22 protein-coding genes are annotated in these 20,210 nt (G+C 55.8%); 20 read left to right on the top strand and 2 right to left on the bottom strand.

The features are described from left to right. Positions 1–9 precede the first annotated feature (9 nt). The 15 genes from glmU (at position 10) to ACEW72_RS13765 (ending at position 11,074) form a co-directional block, all read left to right on the top strand. A complete protein-coding gene (gene glmU / locus ACEW72_RS13835) occupies positions 10–1,356 on the top strand; it encodes a bifunctional UDP-N-acetylglucosamine diphosphorylase/glucosamine-1-phosphate N-acetyltransferase GlmU (protein ID WP_373476975.1) in 1,347 nt (448 codons plus the stop codon). Beyond that, positions 1,353–1,832 (top strand): DUF3224 domain-containing protein, encoded by a 480-nt coding sequence (locus ACEW72_RS13830; RefSeq protein WP_373476974.1) that lies wholly within the window; start codon positions 1,353–1,355, stop codon positions 1,830–1,832. Before glmU ends, ACEW72_RS13830 begins: the two co-directional genes overlap by 4 nt. A 24-nt stretch (positions 1,833–1,856) precedes the next feature. Continuing rightward, positions 1,857–2,183, top strand: coding sequence for a low molecular weight protein tyrosine phosphatase family protein (locus tag ACEW72_RS13825; RefSeq protein WP_373476973.1), 327 nt, complete (start codon positions 1,857–1,859; stop codon positions 2,181–2,183). 33 nt (positions 2,184–2,216) lie between these two features. Then, positions 2,217–2,489, top strand: coding sequence for a ribbon-helix-helix domain-containing protein (locus tag ACEW72_RS13820; RefSeq protein WP_373476972.1), 273 nt, complete (start codon positions 2,217–2,219; stop codon positions 2,487–2,489). After that, on the top strand, positions 2,486–2,869 hold the full coding sequence (locus ACEW72_RS13815; protein WP_373476971.1) for a type II toxin-antitoxin system VapC family toxin: 384 nt from the start codon (positions 2,486–2,488) through the stop codon (positions 2,867–2,869). The genes ACEW72_RS13820 and ACEW72_RS13815 overlap by 4 nt, the downstream gene beginning before the upstream one ends. Next, positions 2,870–4,693 carry a glutamine--fructose-6-phosphate transaminase (isomerizing) gene (gene glmS / locus ACEW72_RS13810; RefSeq protein WP_373476970.1) on the top strand — a complete coding sequence of 608 codons (1,824 nt, stop codon included), beginning with the start codon at positions 2,870–2,872 and terminating at the stop codon, positions 4,691–4,693. A gap of 207 nt (positions 4,694–4,900) precedes the next feature. After that, on the top strand, positions 4,901–5,734 hold the full coding sequence (locus ACEW72_RS13805) for a division plane positioning ATPase MipZ (protein WP_373476969.1): 834 nt from the start codon (positions 4,901–4,903) through the stop codon (positions 5,732–5,734). Between the two features lie 13 nt (positions 5,735–5,747). Continuing rightward, complete coding sequence (locus ACEW72_RS13800) at positions 5,748–5,939, top strand: hypothetical protein (RefSeq protein WP_373476968.1); 192 nt, start codon at positions 5,748–5,750, stop codon at positions 5,937–5,939. 126 nt (positions 5,940–6,065) lie between these two features. Beyond that, positions 6,066–6,752 (top strand): alternative oxidase, encoded by a 687-nt coding sequence (locus tag ACEW72_RS13795; protein WP_373476967.1) that lies wholly within the window; start codon positions 6,066–6,068, stop codon positions 6,750–6,752. Positions 6,753–6,797: 45 nt separating this feature from the next. Further along, a complete protein-coding gene (locus ACEW72_RS13790) occupies positions 6,798–6,920 on the top strand; it encodes a hypothetical protein (RefSeq protein ID WP_373476966.1) in 123 nt (40 codons plus the stop codon). Further along, entirely contained in the window at positions 6,917–7,360 is a 444-nt protein-coding gene (locus ACEW72_RS13785; protein WP_373476965.1) for an OsmC family protein, read from the top strand. The genes ACEW72_RS13790 and ACEW72_RS13785 overlap by 4 nt, the downstream gene beginning before the upstream one ends. Positions 7,361–7,454: 94 nt before the next feature. Beyond that, positions 7,455–8,642 (top strand): aspartate aminotransferase family protein, encoded by a 1,188-nt coding sequence (locus ACEW72_RS13780; RefSeq protein ID WP_373476964.1) that lies wholly within the window; start codon positions 7,455–7,457, stop codon positions 8,640–8,642. Next, positions 8,639–9,568, top strand: a complete 930-nt coding sequence (argF, locus tag ACEW72_RS13775; RefSeq protein WP_373476963.1) for an ornithine carbamoyltransferase — start codon at positions 8,639–8,641, stop codon at positions 9,566–9,568. Before ACEW72_RS13780 ends, argF begins: the two co-directional genes overlap by 4 nt. 25 nt (positions 9,569–9,593) lie before the next feature. Then, on the top strand, positions 9,594–10,514 hold the full coding sequence (locus ACEW72_RS13770; protein WP_373476962.1) for an Hsp33 family molecular chaperone HslO: 921 nt from the start codon (positions 9,594–9,596) through the stop codon (positions 10,512–10,514). A gap of 143 nt (positions 10,515–10,657) precedes the next feature. Continuing rightward, entirely contained in the window at positions 10,658–11,074 is a 417-nt protein-coding gene (locus tag ACEW72_RS13765; protein ID WP_373476961.1) for a hypothetical protein, read from the top strand. A 144-nt stretch (positions 11,075–11,218) separates the two neighbouring features. On the opposite strand, the gene ACEW72_RS13760 is transcribed toward ACEW72_RS13765, so the two are convergent. Further along, positions 11,219–12,403 (bottom strand): acyl-CoA dehydrogenase, encoded by a 1,185-nt coding sequence (locus tag ACEW72_RS13760; protein WP_373476960.1) that lies wholly within the window; start codon positions 12,401–12,403, stop codon positions 11,219–11,221. 97 nt (positions 12,404–12,500) lie between these two features. Here ACEW72_RS13760 and ACEW72_RS13755 point away from each other — a divergent pair, with 97 nt between their 5' ends. From ACEW72_RS13755 to ACEW72_RS13735, 5 genes are all read left to right on the top strand, one after another. After that, on the top strand, positions 12,501–14,063 hold the full coding sequence (locus ACEW72_RS13755) for an aldehyde dehydrogenase family protein (RefSeq protein ID WP_373476959.1): 1,563 nt from the start codon (positions 12,501–12,503) through the stop codon (positions 14,061–14,063). 34 nt (positions 14,064–14,097) lie between these two features. Next, positions 14,098–15,564: a carotenoid oxygenase family protein gene (locus ACEW72_RS13750; RefSeq protein ID WP_373476958.1), complete on the top strand. Its 1,467-nt coding sequence runs from the start codon at positions 14,098–14,100 to the stop codon at positions 15,562–15,564. A 436-nt stretch (positions 15,565–16,000) separates the two neighbouring features. Continuing rightward, positions 16,001–17,266 (top strand): hypothetical protein, encoded by a 1,266-nt coding sequence (locus ACEW72_RS13745; RefSeq protein ID WP_373476957.1) that lies wholly within the window; start codon positions 16,001–16,003, stop codon positions 17,264–17,266. Then, positions 17,199–18,035, top strand: coding sequence for an autotransporter outer membrane beta-barrel domain-containing protein (locus ACEW72_RS13740; RefSeq protein ID WP_373476999.1), 837 nt, complete (start codon positions 17,199–17,201; stop codon positions 18,033–18,035). Before ACEW72_RS13745 ends, ACEW72_RS13740 begins: the two co-directional genes overlap by 68 nt. Positions 18,036–18,203: 168 nt before the next feature. Next, the gene (locus ACEW72_RS13735) at positions 18,204–19,352 is read left to right on the top strand and encodes a TIGR03032 family protein (protein WP_373476956.1); all 1,149 of its coding nucleotides are present in this window, start codon (positions 18,204–18,206) and stop codon (positions 19,350–19,352) included. 21 nt (positions 19,353–19,373) lie between these two features. On the opposite strand, the gene ACEW72_RS13730 is transcribed toward ACEW72_RS13735, so the two are convergent. Beyond that, positions 19,374–19,685 (bottom strand): hypothetical protein, encoded by a 312-nt coding sequence (locus ACEW72_RS13730; protein ID WP_373476955.1) that lies wholly within the window; start codon positions 19,683–19,685, stop codon positions 19,374–19,376. Between the last annotated feature and the right edge of the window lie 525 nt (positions 19,686–20,210).

Below are 20,210 nucleotides of genomic sequence, written 5' to 3'. Positions count from 1 at the left end.
AGACGCGACATGACACAGATTGCGGCCATCATCCTCGCCGCGGGTAAGGGCACCCGCATGAAATCCGACCTGCACAAGGTGCTTCACCCGATTGCGGGTCGCCCCATGCTGATGCATCTGATGGATGCGGTCGATGCGCTGAATCCGGCCAAGAAGGTTGTCGTCGTCGGCAGCGGCAAGGAGCAGCTGGAGGCGGCGTTGGCGGGCTCGGCAGAACTGGCAGTGCAGGAACCTCAGCATGGCACCGGCCATGCGGTCCAGCAGGCGGAGTCTGCTTTGTCGGACTTCGATGGCGATGTGCTCATCCTATATGGCGACGTGCCTTTTGTGCCGACATCCACAATGCAGATGATGATCGACCGCTTGCACGAAGACGATGATCCGGCGGTAATCGTGCTCGGGTTCGAACCCGAAGACACGCAAAGCTATGGCCGCATCGTAACGCAGAACGACCGCATCGAATGGATGGTTGAGCATAAGGATGCAAATGAAGCTCAGCGGGCAACGAAGCTGTGCAATAGTGGCCTGATGGCGGTCAAATCGAAAGACCTGTTCCCATTGCTTTCGCGCGTCGGCAACGACAATGCAGCGGGTGAATATTACCTTGTCGATATCGTCAATATCGCGACACAGGATGGACGGCATTGCTATGTCGTCAAGACTGATCCCTATGACGTGACCGGCATCAATAGCCGCGGCGAGCTCGCAGCGATGGAGGCCGAATGGCAGGCACGGCGGCGGGTGCAGGCAATGGTGGACGGCGCAACCCTGATCGCGCCGGAGACGGTATGGTTTGCGTGGGACACGAAGCTTGGCCGCGATGTGATTATCGAACCCAATGTCTTTTTTGGTCCCGGCGTGACGGTTGCAGACAATGTGAAGATCCGCGCCAACTGCCATATCGAAGGAGCAATGATTGGCAGCGGAGCCGAAGTTGGCCCGTTCGCCCGACTGCGCCCTGGTACCGTGCTTGAAGAAGACACCAAGATCGGCAATTTTGTCGAAGTGAAAAAAGCGCGCTTTGGTAAAGGCGCGAAGGCCAACCATCTCAGCTATATCGGTGATGCCGATGTTGGAGCAAAGGCGAATATTGGCGCGGGGACGATCACCTGCAATTATGATGGCTATTTCAAATATCAGACGGTGATAGGCGAGGGCGCCTTCATTGGCAGCAACAGCGCGTTGATTGCGCCCGTGAAAATCGGCCGCGACGCGATTGTAGCGGCTGGTAGCGCCGTATCGCGCGACGTAGCTGACGGCGACTTGCGGATGGTGCGGGCCGAACAGTTGGTGAAGCCCGGCTGGGCGGACCGATTCCACGATGCGATGCGGAAGAAGAAGGCGGATAAAAAGTGAAGACTTTGCGCGGGACATTTCTGGCCTTAGCATTCGTTGCCGCTCCCGAGGCCGGGATCGCTTCGGCAGATCGAGAGGAACATCATATGGAACAGCATCAGGCCAAGGGTACATTCGACGTCAAAATGGCGCCTCAGGCCGATGGCACAGCCGATGTCGGGCGCATGACGCTCGACAAGACGTTCCATGGCGATCTGGAGGCAAATAGCATCGGCCAGATGATCGCCGTCCGCACGCCCACAGAAGGGTCGGCAGGCTATGTGGCGATGGAGCGGGTCACCGGTACGTTAGGTGGCAGGAAAGGCAGCTTTGCTCTCCAGCATTTTGGCACCATGAACCGGGGAGCTCCACATCTGCGGGTCGAAGTGGTTCCGGATTCCGGCACAGAGGAACTGGTCGGGATCAGCGGTACACTGGACATCATCATCGAAAAGGGCGCACATTTCTACGTGCTTGATTATGCGCTGCCGGAGTGAAGGCCGCGTCCTGAGGCGGCCATTGTGAAGCGGTTTCTGTTCGTATGTAGCCAGAACAAGCTAAGAAGCCCGACTGCGGAGCAGATCTTTTCTTCAAGGGATGATATTGAAGTGAGTTCGGCGGGTACGAACCATGACGCTGAAAATACGCTGGATTCCGAACAGGTCGAATGGGCTGATGTCATTGTTGTTATGGAAAAGCATCATCGCGACAAGGTGCAACAGCGGTTCAAGTCGGCACTAAAATCAAAACGGGTCGTGGTTTTGGACATAGCTGACGAATTTGAATTCATGGAAGATGCCTTGATAAATATTCTGGAGGCCAAGATGCGACAGCATTTGCCCTCTTGACATGATATCATGATATGATATCAGTATATCATTATGGGAAGATTTCTTGTAGATGTACCTGCGGACGATGTCCGGAAGCTGGACGAAATAGCAAAACGCGAAGGCAAATCCCGCGCGGCCGTATTGCGCGAGGCGGTCTCCAATTATCTTGAGGTATGCGGCAAAGAAGGTTTCGAAAAATATTTCGGTTTATGGGAACGCCACGGTTCAACCGTCGATGGCCTAGAATACGAACGTAACTTGCGCGAGGAATGGCCGGACGTCGGCGATATGACGCCACCCAAGATGAAACATAAAGCTGCGTGAGCGAACGTTTTTTCGACACTAACATCGTCATCGACATGCTGCATAACCGACCTGTAGCGTGGGCGGAATTGCGAAATGTTACTCGCGCATGGATCAGCCGAATGACGTGGATCGAGGTTATGTCCGGTGTCCCTGACGATGTAGCCACCGAGACAGAAGAATTTTTGCGGCTCTTCGCTATGAGCGAGATCGACGAGGAAATTGCGCGGCGCGCGGCGACACTCCGGCATCAGCGCAAATCCCTGAAATCGCCCGACGCCATCATTCTGGCTTCGGCGCAGGTGTCCGGACGCATCCTCGTTACACGAAACACCAAGGATTTTCCTGCAGAGATGCCGGGTATCCGTGTACCCTATAAAGTTGGATCAAGGGCAAAATAAATGTGCGGAATTATTGGAATTGTTGGAAAATCGCCCGTCTCTGACCGGTTGGTCGACGGGCTCAAGCGGATGGAATATCGGGGGTATGACTCCGCTGGTGTCTGCACCGTGCATGAAGGTCAGCTTGTCCGCCGCCGGGCCGAGGGAAAGTTGGCCAATCTGGTGCAGGTCCTGAAATCCGACGATGCGCCTGGCAATATCGGCATCGCCCACACCCGCTGGGCCACGCATGGCGCGCCGACCACCAGCAACGCCCACCCGCACGCTACGCGGGAAGTCGCTTTGGTGCACAATGGCATCATCGAAAATTTCAAGCAGTTGCGCGATGAGCTGACGGCGCGCGGCCGCACTTTTGAAAGCGAAACCGATACCGAGGTCGTCGCGCATCTTGTGTCCGAACAGGTTGAGGCCGGACATTCACCTGCCGAGGCAGTGAAGGCCGTGCTTCCCCGCTTGCGCGGTGCCTTTGCGCTGGCCATCGCGTTCCGCCAATTCCCTGATTTCCTCATCGGCGCCCGACTCGGCAGTCCGTTGGTCGTGGGTTATGGCGACGGCGAAACCTTTCTCGGGTCCGACGCGTTGGCGCTTGCCCCGCTGACGCAGAAAATCGCCTATCTCGACGAAGGCGACTGGGTGATCGTGACCCGTGAAGGCGCGCAGATTTTCGACAAGGATAACAACCCCGTCACCCGCGAAACAACGACATCGGGCGTGTCGGCGGCGGCGATCGAAAAGGGCAATTACCGCCATTACATGCAGAAGGAAATTTTCGAGCAGCCCACCGTGGTTGCGCAGACGCTTTCCAGCTACATCCGCCCGTTGGAGCAGACGGTGGCCCTGCCGCAGATGGACTTTGACCTCGCCGGTGTAAAGCGCATCACGATCGTGGCCTGCGGCACTAGCTTTTATGCGGGGATGGTCGCGAAATACTGGTTCGAAACCTTTGCCCGTGTGCCTGTCGACATCGATGTCGCTTCGGAATTCCGCTATCGCGATCCCGTATTGGAAGAAGGTGGCCTCGCGCTCTTCATTTCCCAGTCGGGGGAGACTGCCGATACACTCGCGGCGCTGCGCCACTGCAAGGAACATGGGCAGACCATCGCGGTGGTCGTTAACGTGCCGACCTCCAGCATGGCGCGCGAAGCCGACCTGTTGTTGCCTACCCATGCTGGCCCCGAAATCGGCGTCGCCTCGACCAAGGCGTTCACCTGCCAGTTGGCCGTTCTCGCCGCATTGGCCGCGCATCTTGCGCTGGTGAAGGGCAAGCTTTCGGCGGAGCAAGAACGCGAAATCGTCCGCCACCTCATCGAGGCACCCGCCGCACTCAACGCCGCGCTGGCGCATGACGACGATATTGCGGCGATGGCCCACCTGATCGCGCCCGCCCGTGACGTGCTCTATCTCGGCCGTGGTCCCGATTATCCGCTGGCGATGGAGGGTGCGCTGAAGCTCAAGGAAATCAGCTATATCCACGCCGAGGGCTACGCGTCCGGCGAAATGAAACATGGCCCCATCGCATTGATCGACGAAGCTGTGCCCGTCATCGTTCTCGCCCCATCCGGCCCGCTGTTTGAAAAGACCGTCAGCAACATGCAGGAAGTCCGCGCCCGCGGCGGCAAAGTCGTACTTATTTCCGACGCCGAAGGTATCGCCGAAGCCGGAGAAGGCTGTCTTGCAACTATCGAAATGCCCTCCGTCCATCCCCTGATCGCGCCTTTGGTCTATGCCGTTCCGGTGCAGTTGCTCGCCTATCACGTGGCCTGCGCCAAAGGCACCGATGTCGACCAGCCGCGAAATCTGGCGAAGTCGGTTACGGTGGAGTGATGCAAAACCCTTGAAACCCCAGCCACCTTGCGCCATCACGCTTCCGAACGGAGGCTATGCCAGTTGGGATTATTTGATCGCTTCAAACGGCGTAAGGCGAAGGCGGCATTGTCCCCGCCTGCTCCGGCACAGCCTTGGCCACCGTTAGAGCTGGGGCCTGCTTTTCAAAGTTTCGAACCTCCGCCTGTATCCGAGCAGCCGGCGTGGATGAAATATCCGGTGTCCGCGCCCAAAGGGCATATTATTGTCTTTGCGAATGAAAAGGGCGGCGTTGGCAAGTCGACATCGGCTTTCCATACCTGCATCGCGCTGTGCAATGCGGGCGAGCGGGTGGCCGTGCTGGATGTCGACCTGCGCCAGTTGACGCTGCACCGCGCGCTGTGGGCACGACAGGAAAGCGAGCGCGAATATGGCGTGAAGCTGCCTGGCCCCGAACAGATCATGCTCGCGCAGCAGAACGAGAACGAGCTGGCTGAAAAGCTCCGTATGGCTCGCATCCACAATAGCTTCATCGTCATCGACGTCGGCGGTCATGACTCGCCCATCGCGCGCAAGGCCATCTTCATGGCGGACACCATCGTTACGCCGGTCAATGACAGTTTCATCGACCTCGACATGCTCGGCCATATCGATCCGCGCACCGGCGTTTTCAAAACGCTGGGCAATTTTGCCCGGCTGGTCGAACATCTCAAGGACCCGGGGATGGCGTTGCGCGCCACACCGCTTGACTGGGTAGTGATGCAAAACAGGTCCCGTAGTCTTGCCACCAACAATGAACGCAAGGTGCGCGATGCGCTCGACAAGATTGCGCCTGCCGCAGGATTCAGGATCGTGCCGGGGCTTAGCGAACGCGTCACCTATCGCGAATTATTTCCTTTAGGTCTGACATTGTTCGATCTGGATACACTGCCAGACCTCGGCAAGGCCCAGCCCAAGGCCCGTGAGGAGATTTGGGCCATGCTGCGCGCACTCAATCTGCCTAGCGCGGCCTTAAAGCGGGCCATTGCAGTACCCGAGGAGGCAAAGTCCGATTTAGAATGAAAGGGTGAAATACATGAACTTGGAATTGGTGCTGGCGTTGGTTGCCGTCGCGATCTGTTTGTTCGTAATTGTTAAAGTAGCAACGCAAAGCAAGACGCACAGGAAAAAAAGTGACAATGGCGCGGACGGTTCCTCGTCTGATAACGGAGCAGATTGCGGTTCGAGCAACGCAGGCGGCTGTGATGGCGGGGGCGGCGGCGACTAGATGCTGCTCGATGGACGTGATGACTTGCCCGTCAGTTGCAAAAAGGTAAACTTGGACGGAAGGGATTGAATTTGCGCTTTGTTGCAACAGAGTGCTTGAATGCCTCATCAAATTCGAGGCAAGACCATGGCTATCCCTGCTGAATCATTATCTACCCATTATGCCGCTGGCGGAGTTTCCGACCGTTTCGCGCTGGGCGTCACAAAGCTTTTGCGCTGGGGGGCGGATACGTTTTTCGCCAAGCGCTATGGCAACCGAGCGATCGTACTCGAAACGGTTGCGGCAGTTCCGGGGATGGTTGGGGCAACGCTGATTCATCTGCGGGCCTTGCGTCTTATGCAGGATGACAATGGCTGGATCCGTACTTTGATGGACGAAGCTGAAAACGAACGCATGCACCTGATGACGTTTATCGAAATCGCGCAACCATCCTGGATCGAACGGATGGTCATCCTCACCGTGCAATGGTTTTTCTATATTGGATTTTTCTTCCTTTACCTGATTTCTGACCGGACGGCACATCGGCTGGTGGGCTATTTCGAAGAAGAAGCCGTTTTGAGCTATACTTTGTATCTGGAGGAAATTGACTCCGGCCGTCATGCAAATCCGCCCGCACCAGATGTGGCCTTGCGCTACTGGAATTTGCCCGAAGGTACGACGTTGCGCGACGTTATCCTTATCATCCGTGCGGATGAGGCGCATCACCGCGATACCAACCATTTCATGGCAAATGCACTGGGAGGGCGCGAAGCAGATCATGCAAAAATCATAGCATGTCCTCCGCATGAATCGCTGAGTTCAAGATTTACGTAAACGCGAAGACTTTGCTCATTGGTCGGGTGACGCTATGGCCGGTGAATGAGTGCTGCAAAAATCATAGCCATCATCGTCCTGCTGTCGTTAGGCTTTCATCTGTTGCTATTTGGCTATCTGAGGCGGCGGATTGCGGCTGCGAAACGGGAAAAGGAAAGTGATTCATGAACGAAAATCCATCTACCACCGTTCAGAGCACCGATGGGGTTTATGCCCAACTGATAACTGCACGCGTGCACGAATGGGCTGCGGGTGAGCCGAAAGATATCGGTGGAACCGACAATGGCCCGACACCCTATGAACTGTTACTATCCGCGCTCGGTGCCTGTACATCCATAACACTCGAAATGTATGCAGCGCGTAAGGGGTGGCCGCTTGAAAAGGTGCATGTCACGCTTGAACATTCCAGAGAAGAACGTTCCGGTGAGAATGACGGCAGGCCGGTCGATATGATTGACCGCATCGTTCGGCTCGAAGGTCCGCTCGATGACGAGCAGCGTGCCAAGTTGATCGAGATCGCTGAAAAATGTCCTGTCCATCGGACACTCACCAATCAGATCAATATAAACACGTTACTAGAGGAAGCAGACACCGGAGCTGTGGGTTGATTTGCCCTTTTTGCAGGCTTATAGCGGGTCTTTAGAAGCAAGCGGTCCCGTGGGGCCGCTTTTTGCCTTTTGGTTCTATGGGAAGGAAATAGCCATGTCGATTACGCCTTTGATGCCAGTCTATCCGCGGTGTGGGTTCCGGCCGGTACGTGGCGAAGGCGCTTGGCTGATTTCCGAAGATGGCAGCCGCGCTCTCGATTTTGCTGCAGGTATCGCCGTTAACCTCTTAGGTCACGGCCACCCGCATTTGACCAAGGCGATACAGGATCAGGCCGCGACCCTGATGCACGTATCGAACCTCTATGGCAGCCCGCAGGGCGAGGCTTTTGCCCAGCGGTTGGTTGACACGACATTCGCCGACACGGTGTTTTTCACTAATTCGGGGGCGGAAGCTGTTGAATGTGCTATAAAAACAGCGCGCGCCTACCATCAGAGCCAGAGCAGCGACCGGTTCGAAATCATCACCTTCAAAAACGCCTTTCATGGCCGCACGATGGCCACGATTTCGGCAAGCAATCAGGAAAAAATGCACAAGGGTTTCCTGCCGCTGCTCGAAGGTTTTAAATATGTCGACTTTGACGATCTTGAAGGTGCCAAGGCCGCAATCAGTCCAAAGACGGCCGCGTTTCTCGTGGAACCTATCCAGGGTGAAGGCGGCGTCCGTCCGGCGTCCGATGCCTTTATGAAGGGTCTGCGTGCGCTGGCCGACGAACATGGCCTGATGCTCATTCTTGACGAAGTGCAATGCGGAGTGGCGCGGTCCGGCACGCTCTATTGCTACGAACAATATGGCATTGAACCCGATATCATGGCGAGTGCCAAGGGCTTGGGTGGCGGTTTTCCCGTCGGCGCTTGCCTTGCGACAGAAAAGGCCGCGCGCGGCATGGTTGTGGGCACGCATGGGTCGACTTATGGCGGCAATCCTTTCGCCATGGCCGCGTGTCAGGCGGTTTGGGACGTTGTGGCCAATGAAGAGTTTCTGGCGCAAGTGCGGTCGACGGGGGACAAGCTGCGTTCGGCACTGGAACAGTTTATCGGCAATTACCCCGATCTTTTCATCGGCGTGCGTGGCAAGGGCCTGATGCTTGGCGTTATGATGACCCATGAAGCGCGGGCATTTGTTGCCCACTTGCGTGATAATCATGGTTTGCTGACCGTGGCCGCGGGGGACAATACAATCCGCGTATTGCCGCCGTTGAACATTGATGACAGCCACATCACGACATTCATGGAAAAATTGTCGGCCGGTGCGGCGAGCTATCAGATGCCGGCAGCTGCATGACACGGCATTTCCTGAATCTGGCGGATGCAGGGGGGGATGCCATTGCGGCGATGCTCGCGGACGCAATGGACAGGAAAGCAGCGCGCACAGGCTGGCCCAAGGGGAAGGCAGACAGCGATGCTCCGCTTGCGGGTCATACGCTTGGCATGATATTCGAGAAAAACTCGACGCGGACCCGAACCTCTTTTGAAATGGCGATGAAGCAGCTGGGTGGGGACAGTATCTTCATGGCGTCTGGGCAGATGCAGCTGGGTCGCGGGGAAAGCATTGCCGATACGGCCCGGGTGCTGTCACGCTATGTCGATGCGATCATGATCCGAACCGACGACCATGCGAAGATTGAAGAACTGGCCAAATATGCAAGTGTGCCGGTCATTAACGGCCTCACTGACCTGTCGCATCCTTGCCAGATTGTTGCTGACCTGTTGACCATAACCGAACAGGGTAAGGCCTTGCCGGGACTGGAAGTTGCTTGGTTGGGGGATGGCAATAATGTCCTGAATTCCATTGTCGAGGCAGCGGGCATTTTCAAATTCAATGTCCGGATCGCGGTTCCGCAGGGTTATGAAAGCGACGGTATTTTTATCGAAGCGGCACAGGCCGCTGGCGCGCGCATAACGCTGACCCGCGATGCGGCGGAGGCCGTGGCTGGCGCGGATGTGGTGGTTACAGACACTTGGGTGTCGATGGGGCAGGAACATGCCCATAACAAGATCGCCGCCATGATGCCTTTTCAGGTCAACGAACGGTTGATGGCCGGCGCGAAACCGGAGGCCAAGTTTTTGCATTGCCTGCCTGCCCATCGCGGCGAAGAAGTTACTGACGCTGTTTTGGATGGACCGCAGTCGGTCATTTGGGACGAGGCGGAAAATCGTCTGCATGGCCAGAAGTCAATTCTGCTGTGGTGCTTCGGATTATTGGCATGAAATTGCACGACGGCGCAGCGTTCTGATGGCATCACAACCCGAAACTTTTGGCGACCAGCCTTTGCGCTTTTCCATTCCCGCGCGTGATGCACGCGGACGATTGGTGCGGTTGGATAGTGTCTTGAACGAGATTTTGGCGGCCCATGCCTATCCGCCATTGATCGAAAAAACTCTGGCCGAAGCCTTGGTCCTGACGGCCATGCTGGGGGCATCGCTGAAAGATCAGGGCAGCCAGATGACGATTCAGGTGCAAACCGAAAAAGGTGCCATTCGCCTTTTGGTGTGCGATTACAAGGACGGTGCATTGCGGGGATATGCACAATTTGATGCAGCCACCGTTGCGGCCTTGCCCGCAGATTCAACGCTGTTTGGAATTTTCGGAACAGGCTATCTTGCCATCACATTCGACCGCGTCAGGCCTGCGTCAGAAGGTGGTGGACGATATCAGGGGATCGTGCCTCTGGAAGGTGCCTGCCTGTCGGAAGCGGCGCAAAATTATTTTGTGCAATCCGAACAGATCCCGACGTTCATCCGAACTGCGGTCGACCATATTGATGGCCGTTGTGTTGCAGGTGGCATTTTGGTTCAGCATTTGCCCGAAGGTGAAGAAGGGCGCGAGCGCCTACACGTCCGCCTCGACCATCCCGAATGGGAGCATGTCGGAATGCTGGCCTTTACGGTTTTGCCCGAAGAATTGGCTGATCCCTTACTTCCGCTAGAAGAAATAGTCTGGCGTCTTTTCCATGAAGAGGATGAGGTGCGCGTTGAACAGGCGGGCAAATTGACCAAAGGTTGTCGCTGCGACCCCCTGCATATCAGGGACGTTATCGCAAAATTTCCTTCCGAAGATCGTGCTGAAATGGCCGATGAGTCGGGCGATATTGTTGTCGACTGCGAGTTTTGTTCGCGTCGTTTTCCGATCAGTCTGGCTAGTCTGAATAACTGAAATTTACCTTTGTCGCAAAATATCAGTCATTCATCGTTCATATACCACATTCTATCGTGATAATTGTAATAGCTTCTGCTACAACGCAGGTAATAACGGGGCCGCTTCGCTAAAACTGTCTAGGGTTTACGGTAAAGAAGCTTATGAAAATGAATATTGTATATAAGGCCATGACCGGCGTTTTATTGCTATGCGCCGGAACGGCTGCGATGGCATGGGCGCAAGGTGGCGACCTCTCGCTCTTGCAATCCATTGATCGCGGAATGTGGCAATTACGCGCGGTAGGCGGCGGGCCATCAGGCGCATCGGTCAATCAGATTTGCGTTGGCGACCCTGTAAGGCTGACCCAGATTCAGCACGGCACGGCCCTGTGTGAACAGTATGTGGTCCGGTCAAGCCCGACTTCGGTGACCGTCAGTTATAGCTGCAAGGGCGCCGGGCAAGGCTTGACGACGATTCGCAAGGAATCAGGCAAGTTGATCCATATCCAGTCACAAGGAATCCGCAACAATTCACCTTTTTCGTTTGCGGTAGAGGGTCGTCACACCGGGGCGTGCTAAAGATCGTCGTGCCGTTAGGCAGATATTTACCATTTATTCTTAGATGGGAGGTGTGTCTTTCTTAAGATACGCTTTCCTCCCTAGCAGGCTTGAAAGCCTCTGCCTTGGACCGCTCGCATTAAATGCCAGCGGTCCTTATTTTATTCAAAAAGCTGCAATGCCAGTGATGGCCCGGCCTAATATCAGTGCGTGAACATCATGCGCGCCTTCATAGGTGTTGACCGTTTCGAGGTTTACCATGTGGCGCATCACCTGATATTCGTCGCTGATGCCGTTGCCACCATGCATGTCCCGTGCGGCGCGCGCTACATCGAGGGCTTTGCCGACATTGTTGCGCTTGACGATGGAGATCATGTCGGGCGCAAATTGGCCATCATCCATCAACCGGCCAACGCGCAGACTGGCTTGCAGCCCCAAGGCAATGTCGGTCATCATGTCGGCCAGCTTTTTCTGGTAGAGCTGGTTTGCCGCCAGAGGCTTTCCGAACTGGTGCCGGTCGAGGCCATATTGACGCGCGGCGTGCATACAAAATTCGGCGGCACCCAAAGCCCCCCAGCTAATCCCGTAACGGGCGCGGTTGAGGCAGCCAAAAGGCCCCTTTAACCCTTGAACATCGGGGAGAAGTGCATCTTCGCCGATTTCGACATTGTCCATGACAATCATGCCAGTGGTCGATGCACGCAGCGAAAGCTTGCCTTCGATTTTGGGTGCGGACAGGCCCGTCATGCCCTTTTCCAGCACAAAGCCGCGAATGCCGCCGCCATGCGCCTCGGACTTGGCCCAGACGACAAACACATCGGCGAACGGTGCGTTGGAAATCCAGGTCTTCGTGCCGTTGATTACATAGCCGCCATCGACCTTCTTGGCGAAAGTCCGCATGCCGGCGGGGTCGGAGCCTGCGTCGGGTTCGGTCAGGCCAAAGCAGCCGATCAGCGTGCCTGCAGCGAGCCCGGGCAGATATTTGCGGCGCTGTTCTTCCGAACCAAAAGAATAGATCGGGTGCATCACGAGCGACGACTGAACCGACGCCATCGACCGGTATCCTGAATCCACCCGCTCGATTTCGCGGGCAATCAAGCCGTAGGCGACATAAGATGCGCCTACGCCGCCATATTCTTCGGGAATGGTTGCACCAAGAAGCCCGGTTTGGCCCATCAGGGGAAACAGTTCCGGAGCGTCGCGCTCGCTGCGATAGGCCTCGATCACCCGGGGCTGTAACTCGCTTTGGGCAAAGGCGTGGGCGGTATCGCGGATCATCCGTTCGTCTTCGGTCAACTGCGCGTCAAGATTAAACGGATCAGACCAGTTAAAAGCTGCCATTTCGGCCATAGATTGTCTCCAAGTGATGTCGGCTCGCTAGACTTTTTGCGCGCGTTCCACAAGATTGTGTTGATAGATTCATGCCGAACTTGTTTCGGCATCCGTAGTGCAGCTATGGCAGCTGCCATTGGAACATCCCTTGCAGGATTTTAGTCCGCAGGATGAACAGGAGAAAGCAGTGAAGCGGCACCAGGAAGTCGAGATGATATTGGATAGCCTGGGCGGTTATTCGCATGGCGATATGGCTGTCCACACCCCGATAGATGGTAGCCAGATCGGCTCCGTTTCTGAAGCCGGTCCCGACGAGATCGAAACCACAATTGCCCGATCTTGTGAGGCATTTGCTGCATGGCGCTTGGTACCCGCTCCACGCCGGGGCGAATTGGTGCGCCTTTTCGGCAATGCGCTTCGCGACCATAAGGACAGCCTTGCGCGTCTGGTCACCATCGATTGCGGCAAACCGCTGTCCGAAGGCTTGGGCGAAGTGCAGGAGATGATCGATATTTGCGACTTTGCCGTCGGCCTTTCGCGGCAGCTGCATGGTTTGACCATTGCCAGCGAGCGCCCCGGCCATAGGATGATGGAGCAATGGCACCCGTTAGGCCCGACATTGGTGATTTCGGCTTTCAATTTTCCGGTTGCGGTATGGGCATGGAACGCAGCGCTTGCGCTGGTGTGCGGGAATAGTGTCATCTGGAAACCGTCGGAGAAAACCCCGTTGACCGCTGTGGCCGTTCAGGCGATTTTCGACCAAGCGGTGCGCGCCTTTGCGGGGGCACCTGACCATCTGTCGCAAGTGGTACAAGGCGGTCGCGATGTCGGCGCAACACTGGTCGCAGACCCGCGCATTGCGCTGGTCTCGGCCACGGGCAGCACGGCGATGGGCCGCAAAGTGGGGCAGGTTGCGGCCAGCCGTTTTGCGCGCACGATACTCGAACTGGGCGGCAACAACGCCGCGATCATCAGCGGTAAGGCCGATGTGGCGCTTGCCTTGCGTGGCGTGTTGTTTTCGGCGTTCGGCACCACGGGCCAGCGCTGCACCAGTTTGCGTCGGCTTTTTGTGCATGACAGCCTGTATGAAAGCTTCGTTTCCGCGCTGAAAGCCGCTGCCGCGTCGATGCCGATTGGCGACCCGCTCAACAGCGCGCACCTTGCTGGCCCGTTGATTGACGAGGCGGCCTATGCCGGAATGCGACAGGCATTAGAGGAAGCAAAAGCGCTGGGCGGCATAATATCCGGCGGCGAACGCCTGCCGGGTGAAGGCGTCTACGTCCGCCCGGCTATCGTGGAAATGGCCGCGCAGGAAGGCCCGGTGATGCGCGAAACATTTGCGCCCATCCTCTATGTCCTGCGCTACACCGATCTCGATGAGGCAATCGCCTTGCAAAATGCGGTCGGCGCAGGCCTTTCTTCGTCCATTTTCTCGACTGACATCCGGGAATGCGAACGCTTCCTGTCGGCCGCGGGTAGCGACTGCGGCATCGCAAATGTCAATATCGGCACGTCGGGCGCCGAGATCGGCGGCGCCTTTGGCGGCGAAAAGGAAACCGGCGGCGGGCGCGAGTCCGGGTCGGACGCATGGAAAGCCTATATGCGCCGTGCCACCAACACGATCAATTATTCGAACGAACTGCCGCTTGCACAAGGGGTGACTTTTGACCTAGGCTGACCTGTAGGAGAGACTTAGAGTCAGGACCTGTTAAATGCTCGTCGAAAAATTGCCACCGGTAAAGGCAACACTGCAGCCCAGCAATCACCCCTATCTGAACGGGGCATGGACCCCGCAGCATGAGGAGGTGACCGCCTTTGACCTTGACGTGATCGAGGGCGTAATCCCGGACGATATTGACGGCATCTACTTACGCAACACCGAAAACCAGCTGCACCAACCGCTCGGCCGCTATCACCCTTTTGATGGCGACGGCATGATCCACCAGATCGATTTTTCGGGCGGCAAGGCGAGTTACCGCAACCGTTTCGTCCACACCCGCTGCTTCGCGGCAGAGCAGGACGCGGGTGGCTCGCTCTGGGGCGGATTGATGGACCGCACCGGCACGTCCAAGCGCCCCGGCTTCGGCGCGCACGGGGGCCTTAAGGATTCCTCAAGCACCGACATCATCGTTCACGCCGGCAAGGCCGTGTCGACTTTCTACCAATGCGGGGAGGGATATGTCCTCGACCCCGAAACCCTCGACCAATCGGGGGTTGCATCCTGGGTACCACTCGATGGCATCTCGGCTCACCCCAAGGTGGATGAACGCACCGGCGAGCTATTGTTCTTCAACTATTCAAAGCACGCGCCTTATATGCATTACGGCGTCGTAGGCCCGGATGGAAAGCTGGCGCATTATGTCCCTGTGCCCTTGCCGGGACCGCGCCTGCCGCACGATATGATGTTCACGCCGAACTGGTCCATCCTGTGCGACTTTCCGCTGTTCTGGGATGAAGAGCTGTTGAAGCGCGATGTCCACGTGACGCGCCTGCACGAAGGGCTGCCGTCCCGCTTTGCGCTGATCCCCCGTTATGGCCAGCCCGAAGAGATCCGCTGGTTCGAAGCCGACCCGACATTCGTCCTGCACTTCATTAATGCTTATGAAGACGGCGATGAAGTGGTGCTCGACGGCTATTTTGAAGAAGATCCCTATCCGCCGCCGATCGAAAGCGCGGGCGAATATGGCCATATGATGGCCTATGTCGATGAACACAGCTTCAAACCCAGACTGCACCGCTGGCGCTTCAATCTGGCGGATGGCACCACTAAAGAGGAACGGCTTGACGACCGCATCCTCGAATTCGGCTTGATGAACCAGCGTTATCTGGGGCTGCCCTACCGTTACGCCTATAGCACCACGTCAAAGCCGGGCTGGTTCCTCTTCAACGGATTTGTAAAGCATGATCTGGAAACCGGCACGTCCGAACAGGTAATGCTCGACGAAGGCCGTTACGGCAGCGAGGCCCCCTTCGCCCCGCGCACCGATGCCAAGCAAGAGGATGACGGCTATCTGGTCAGCTTCGTCATCGACGAAAACCGCGGCACGTCGGAATGTATCCTGATCGACTGCAAGCGTTTTGCCGACGGCCCCGTGTGCCGCATCGCGCTACCGCACAAAATATCCAGCGGCACCCACGCCCATTGGGTCGAACGACGCGACTTGCGGAAGTACGGCTGAGGGAAGCGACTGGCCCAACACCTCTTCCCCTTAGGGGAGAGGATACGAAGCCTTGGCCGCAAGGCCTAGGCGCAGTTGGTGAGGGGCCACACCGGTGAAGCCAGCGCCCCAACTCCCCCTCTCCACTTCGTCTAATGGCTAAAGCCATAAGACTACGTACCTCTCCCCTAAAGGAGAGAGGGGAATAGCGCATGACCTCTCCCCTTCAGGGGAGAGGATACGAAGCCTTGGCCGCAAGGCCTAGGCACAGTTGGTGAGGGGCCATAGCGGTGAGGTCGGCGCATCAACCCCTCCAATACCGCCAATTTTGAGCACCCCAAACACACCTTTGAAGTAACAACATAGTTGCACTCTGTAAAAACCTGAACTACCTGACATAGTAATACTATCATAAATCCTTGTCATTTCGACCCCAAGTTTAGGAAAAGAAAAGCAAATGAATACCGAATCAAAAGCGAACGCTGCCTTCACCTCCATCATGCTCCGCGGGGGCCGGGTGACAAAATGGAAGGGTCAGGTCGCGAGTTGCGCGCCGCAGGTCGGTCATTTGCAGAATGTATCGGTCGCCGCGATGGCCGCGGCGCTCGCCTTTGGGGGCGCGATGGCGATTCCGTCGGATGCCCTGGCACAGGATGTGCCGGTCGTGGTAAACAGCCCTTCGCCTGCTCCGGAAATTGTGGCCGTGAACAGCGGCGATGGTGCGCTGATCATCAACGCCACGGTTCCTGTTGAAGGCGCTAATAATGGTATTAATGCTGAGAACGAAAGTACGGCAACAAATTTGATCATTACAGCCACAGACGTACAGGGCGACAATTTCGGCATTTTTGCGAACAATGCAGGTACAGGCACCACGACTATCACAACAACCGGCAACGTGGTCGGTCTAGCGAATACTGGCATAAATGTTAACAATGCAGCGACTGCTGGTGCGACGGCGCGCGGGGATGAGGATGCCCTGACTGTTGATGTGAACAGCGTGACGGGTGCCACTTTTGGAATTTCTGCGGTAAATTCAGGTGCCGGCTCGACGCGGATCACGACGTCCGGCGACGTTACAGGAACAAGCGCCGCTGGGATCAATGTGTTCACCAGCGGTCGTTTGGCGGATGATCTGATCGTTGAGGCAAACGGTATAGTGACGGGTGGTACCAACGGAATTCAAACCAGTAACAATGGCGTGGGTTCAACAACTATCGACGCAAACGCCAATGTTGAAGGCGCCGTAACCGGGATCAATGCAGTAAACGGAAGCACGGCAGCAAACCTGTTCATTACCGCCACAGATGTACAGGGTGGCGAGGATGGCATTTTTGCAGATAATGCGGGTACAGGGACTACGTTTATTGAGACAACCGGCAATGTGGTCGGTTTGGCGGGCGGCGGCGGCGCCGGCATAGAAGTTCTCAATCGAGCGTCTGCTGGTGCGTTGGCGCGGGCGGATGCCCTGACGGTTGATGCGAACAGTGTGACCGGTGACGCTTTTGGAATTTCTGTGACAAATTTTGGCGCAGGCTCGACACGGGTCACGACGTCGGGCAACGTTACTGGAACAAACAACGTTGGGATCCGGGTGTCTAGGCGAGCAGGAACATCTCGCCAAGCGTGGCTATCAAAGTGGCGGAGTAAGCGGGCTGTGGGGCAGGTTCATCGGCAAGGGCTTCCGCGAACGCCTGGCATCGAAGGATTTGGGCGAGGTTAAATCGAACGGCTCCATCACCGGAATGCAATTGGGTCTGGATTTTGTCCGCAAAATTAACGGTAACGGATCAGCAACTTTCGCAGGAGCTTACTCAGGCTATGCCGATGGCAGTTCATCCGACACCAATATATTCCAGGATGTGGCCCGTCGTTCCGGGGGCTCGAAAAGCAAGGGCTGGTTGGCCGGCCTTTACGGCACCCATTATGGGGCAACGGGATGGTACGCAAATGCCGCGGTACAAGCCAGTTTCCTGGACGCTGCGGCTAACGCAGCCAATGGAACCACGTTGAGGACCGATGCTCGCACTCTCTTGGGCTCGCTCGAAATGGGCAAGACCCTGAAGCTTGGCGGACGCATGGCTTTTGAACCACAATTCCAAGTCATTTACAGCAACAACAAGTTTGACGGAGCGGTCGACAGCGCCGGGACATTAAATGAAGTTGCCATAGAAGACAGCATGATCGCACGTGCCGGTTTCCGTTTGAAGACGACTAAGGACGAGAAATACAACGCCGATGGCGGTCTGTTCAGTGGATATCTGAAGGCCAATTTGTGGCACAGTTTCTTGGGCACCGATATTGCGTTGACCAGCGCCGGCCAAGCTGTCGGTAAGTTCGAGCCCAAGAAAACCTGGGTTGATGTCGGTGTTGGCACAACGCTTACGGTGGCGAAGCAGACCGAAATCTTCTTCGATGCCGATGTCGAATTCGGGATCGATCAGAAGACAACTGCAGGCACCGGAAAAATTGGCTTGCGCTTCAATTGGTGAAACGGTTCGCCGGGGCGCAGGGCGGCTTAGCCGTCCAGCGCCCCGGTGCCGATGACTTATGAGAAAAATTAGGCGGTCCGCTGTCCCTAACCGGGTGCGGGCCGCCACACTACATGATCATGAAAATGGCCGCTGCCCGTTGGCCGATTAACAGGCTGGAGAATATTAATGGCAAGCAAATCAAAAGCAGAAGGTAGCACGGCACCTTCGACAAATTCGCAACCCGTCACATCGGAAAGCTCTTCGCCTGCGGCAAATACCGTAAAATATTCGCAGTCCGGCGGATTGGTTGCGTTGCTTGCTAAGCTGAACATTTCCGTGGCGTTTACGTCTTACCAGTCCGGACTATTGTATATGCTTGGCCGGAATAATCAGGGCGCGCATCTTCATCAAACCGGCATTCCAAAGCCAATGGGCTTGTCATACGATGCCAACGGGATCCTGACTCTGTCGTCTGGATTCCAGATCATGTCGTTTCAAAATCCGCTTGCCCCGCATGAGCGCGTCAACAGTCTGTTTGACGCCTGCTTCGTGCCGCGCTCTGTCCATGTAACGGGTCAGCTTGACGCCCATGACGTTGGCGTCACATCCGATGGCAACATTGTGTTTGTTAACACGCAGTTCAATTGCCTGGCGACACCTGATCCTAGGCACAGCTTTAAGGCGGTTTGGCAACCGTCCTTCATCAAGGATTTGGTGAAGGAAGACCGTTGCCACCTCAACGGATTGGCGATGGACAATGGCGCGCCAGCCTATGTCACAGCGGTGAGCAAATCAAATACGATCGATGGTTGGCGTGATCGTCGGTCTGACGGCGGCATTGTGATCGATGTTCAAAAAAACAAGGTCGTTTGCAATGGTCTGTCCATGCCGCATTCTCCCCGCCTCCATCAAGGAGAGTTGTGGGTGCTAAATTCGGGAACCGGAGAACTTGGCGTTGTTGAAGGCGCGGCAAGCGGTAAAGGCAAATTTTTACCCCGTGTTTTCTGCCCTGGATTTGTTCGTGGCCTTGCTTTTCATGGCGACCTTGCCTTTGTCGGTCTTTCCAAACCGCGTTATGAACGTTTTGAAGGCCTCGCGCTCGATGAAAAGCTCAAAGCAGCGGATAGCGAGCCTTGGTGCGGTATCCAGATTATCGATATCAAACGCGGTACCTGCGTTGAATGGTTCCGTATCGACGGCGCCGTTGCAGAATTATATGACGTCGAGATATTGCCCGGCATCGCCTGTCCCATGGCGCTCAGTCCGTCGTCCCCTGAAATCAAGAATTTTCTGACCTGGAAAGGCAGCAGCCTCGAGCCACCTAAAGCGCTCTAAGAAGGCAATCGGCGGCGGTATTTATGAACTCATGGCCTTGAGCCCCATGTTCATTTGTGCCGCCAAAAAACTTTGATTTTCCAGAGTGAAGGTACCAATTCCGTTCGGTAATGCGCCCAAAGTTAGGATGATTTCGACAGGTACATTGCCTCCATTTTCATGAAAATAGAGGATGGACTTGTCGATCCAACGGATGCCGCTTAAAACGCGGCGCAGTGCGTTGTTCAAAAAAATGGATGGCAGATATCCGAAGATATCATGCCATCCAAGTATAGTTACGACCACTAGGAAGGTGAATGAGCTCGCGCTCATTCGGATCGACCAGCCCGCCATGGAATTAATGGGGAACCATAGCGGGCTGGATTGGCACTGCCACCGTCTCAAACTGCAAAAAGCAGCATCGAAAATAGCGGTACCAAATCTTTAAAAACACCCAGGTCCAATCTGAGAAGATATGATTTCTCAGACTGGGCCTGGCCCTGAAATTTCAAATACTGAATGCAGACAAATCGCTACCTTCATTCGCGATAAGATATACATAGCGTCGCTATGTCTGTAAAGATAGTAATGCATTGTTACGGACAAAAAAGTAGACGCCGACTTTATGTCTTTATTTCCTATACTTATCTAGTTTTCCCGTTCAAAAGACAGGATCGCAGGCACACATTTTTTTACATGCCATAGCAACTTTGCCCCTTATCGTGGAACTTTGAAGCGAATCTTCGGGTTCGATGGTCGTGACACGAAAACAAAATCATAGCGATTCCAGTGCCAATCGTTCCATCGCCGACGTCGATCCTCAAGAATCTGCCGAGAATGTAGGATTATATTACAGCAACGACGCTGAGGCAGGGGTCA

Source organism: Sphingorhabdus sp. (assembly GCF_041737645.1).
Taxonomy (GTDB): Bacteria; Pseudomonadota; Alphaproteobacteria; order Sphingomonadales; family Sphingomonadaceae; genus Sphingorhabdus_B.
The sequence above is the reverse complement of the archived record's forward strand: the minus strand, read 5'-3'. Positions and strand labels throughout refer to the sequence as shown.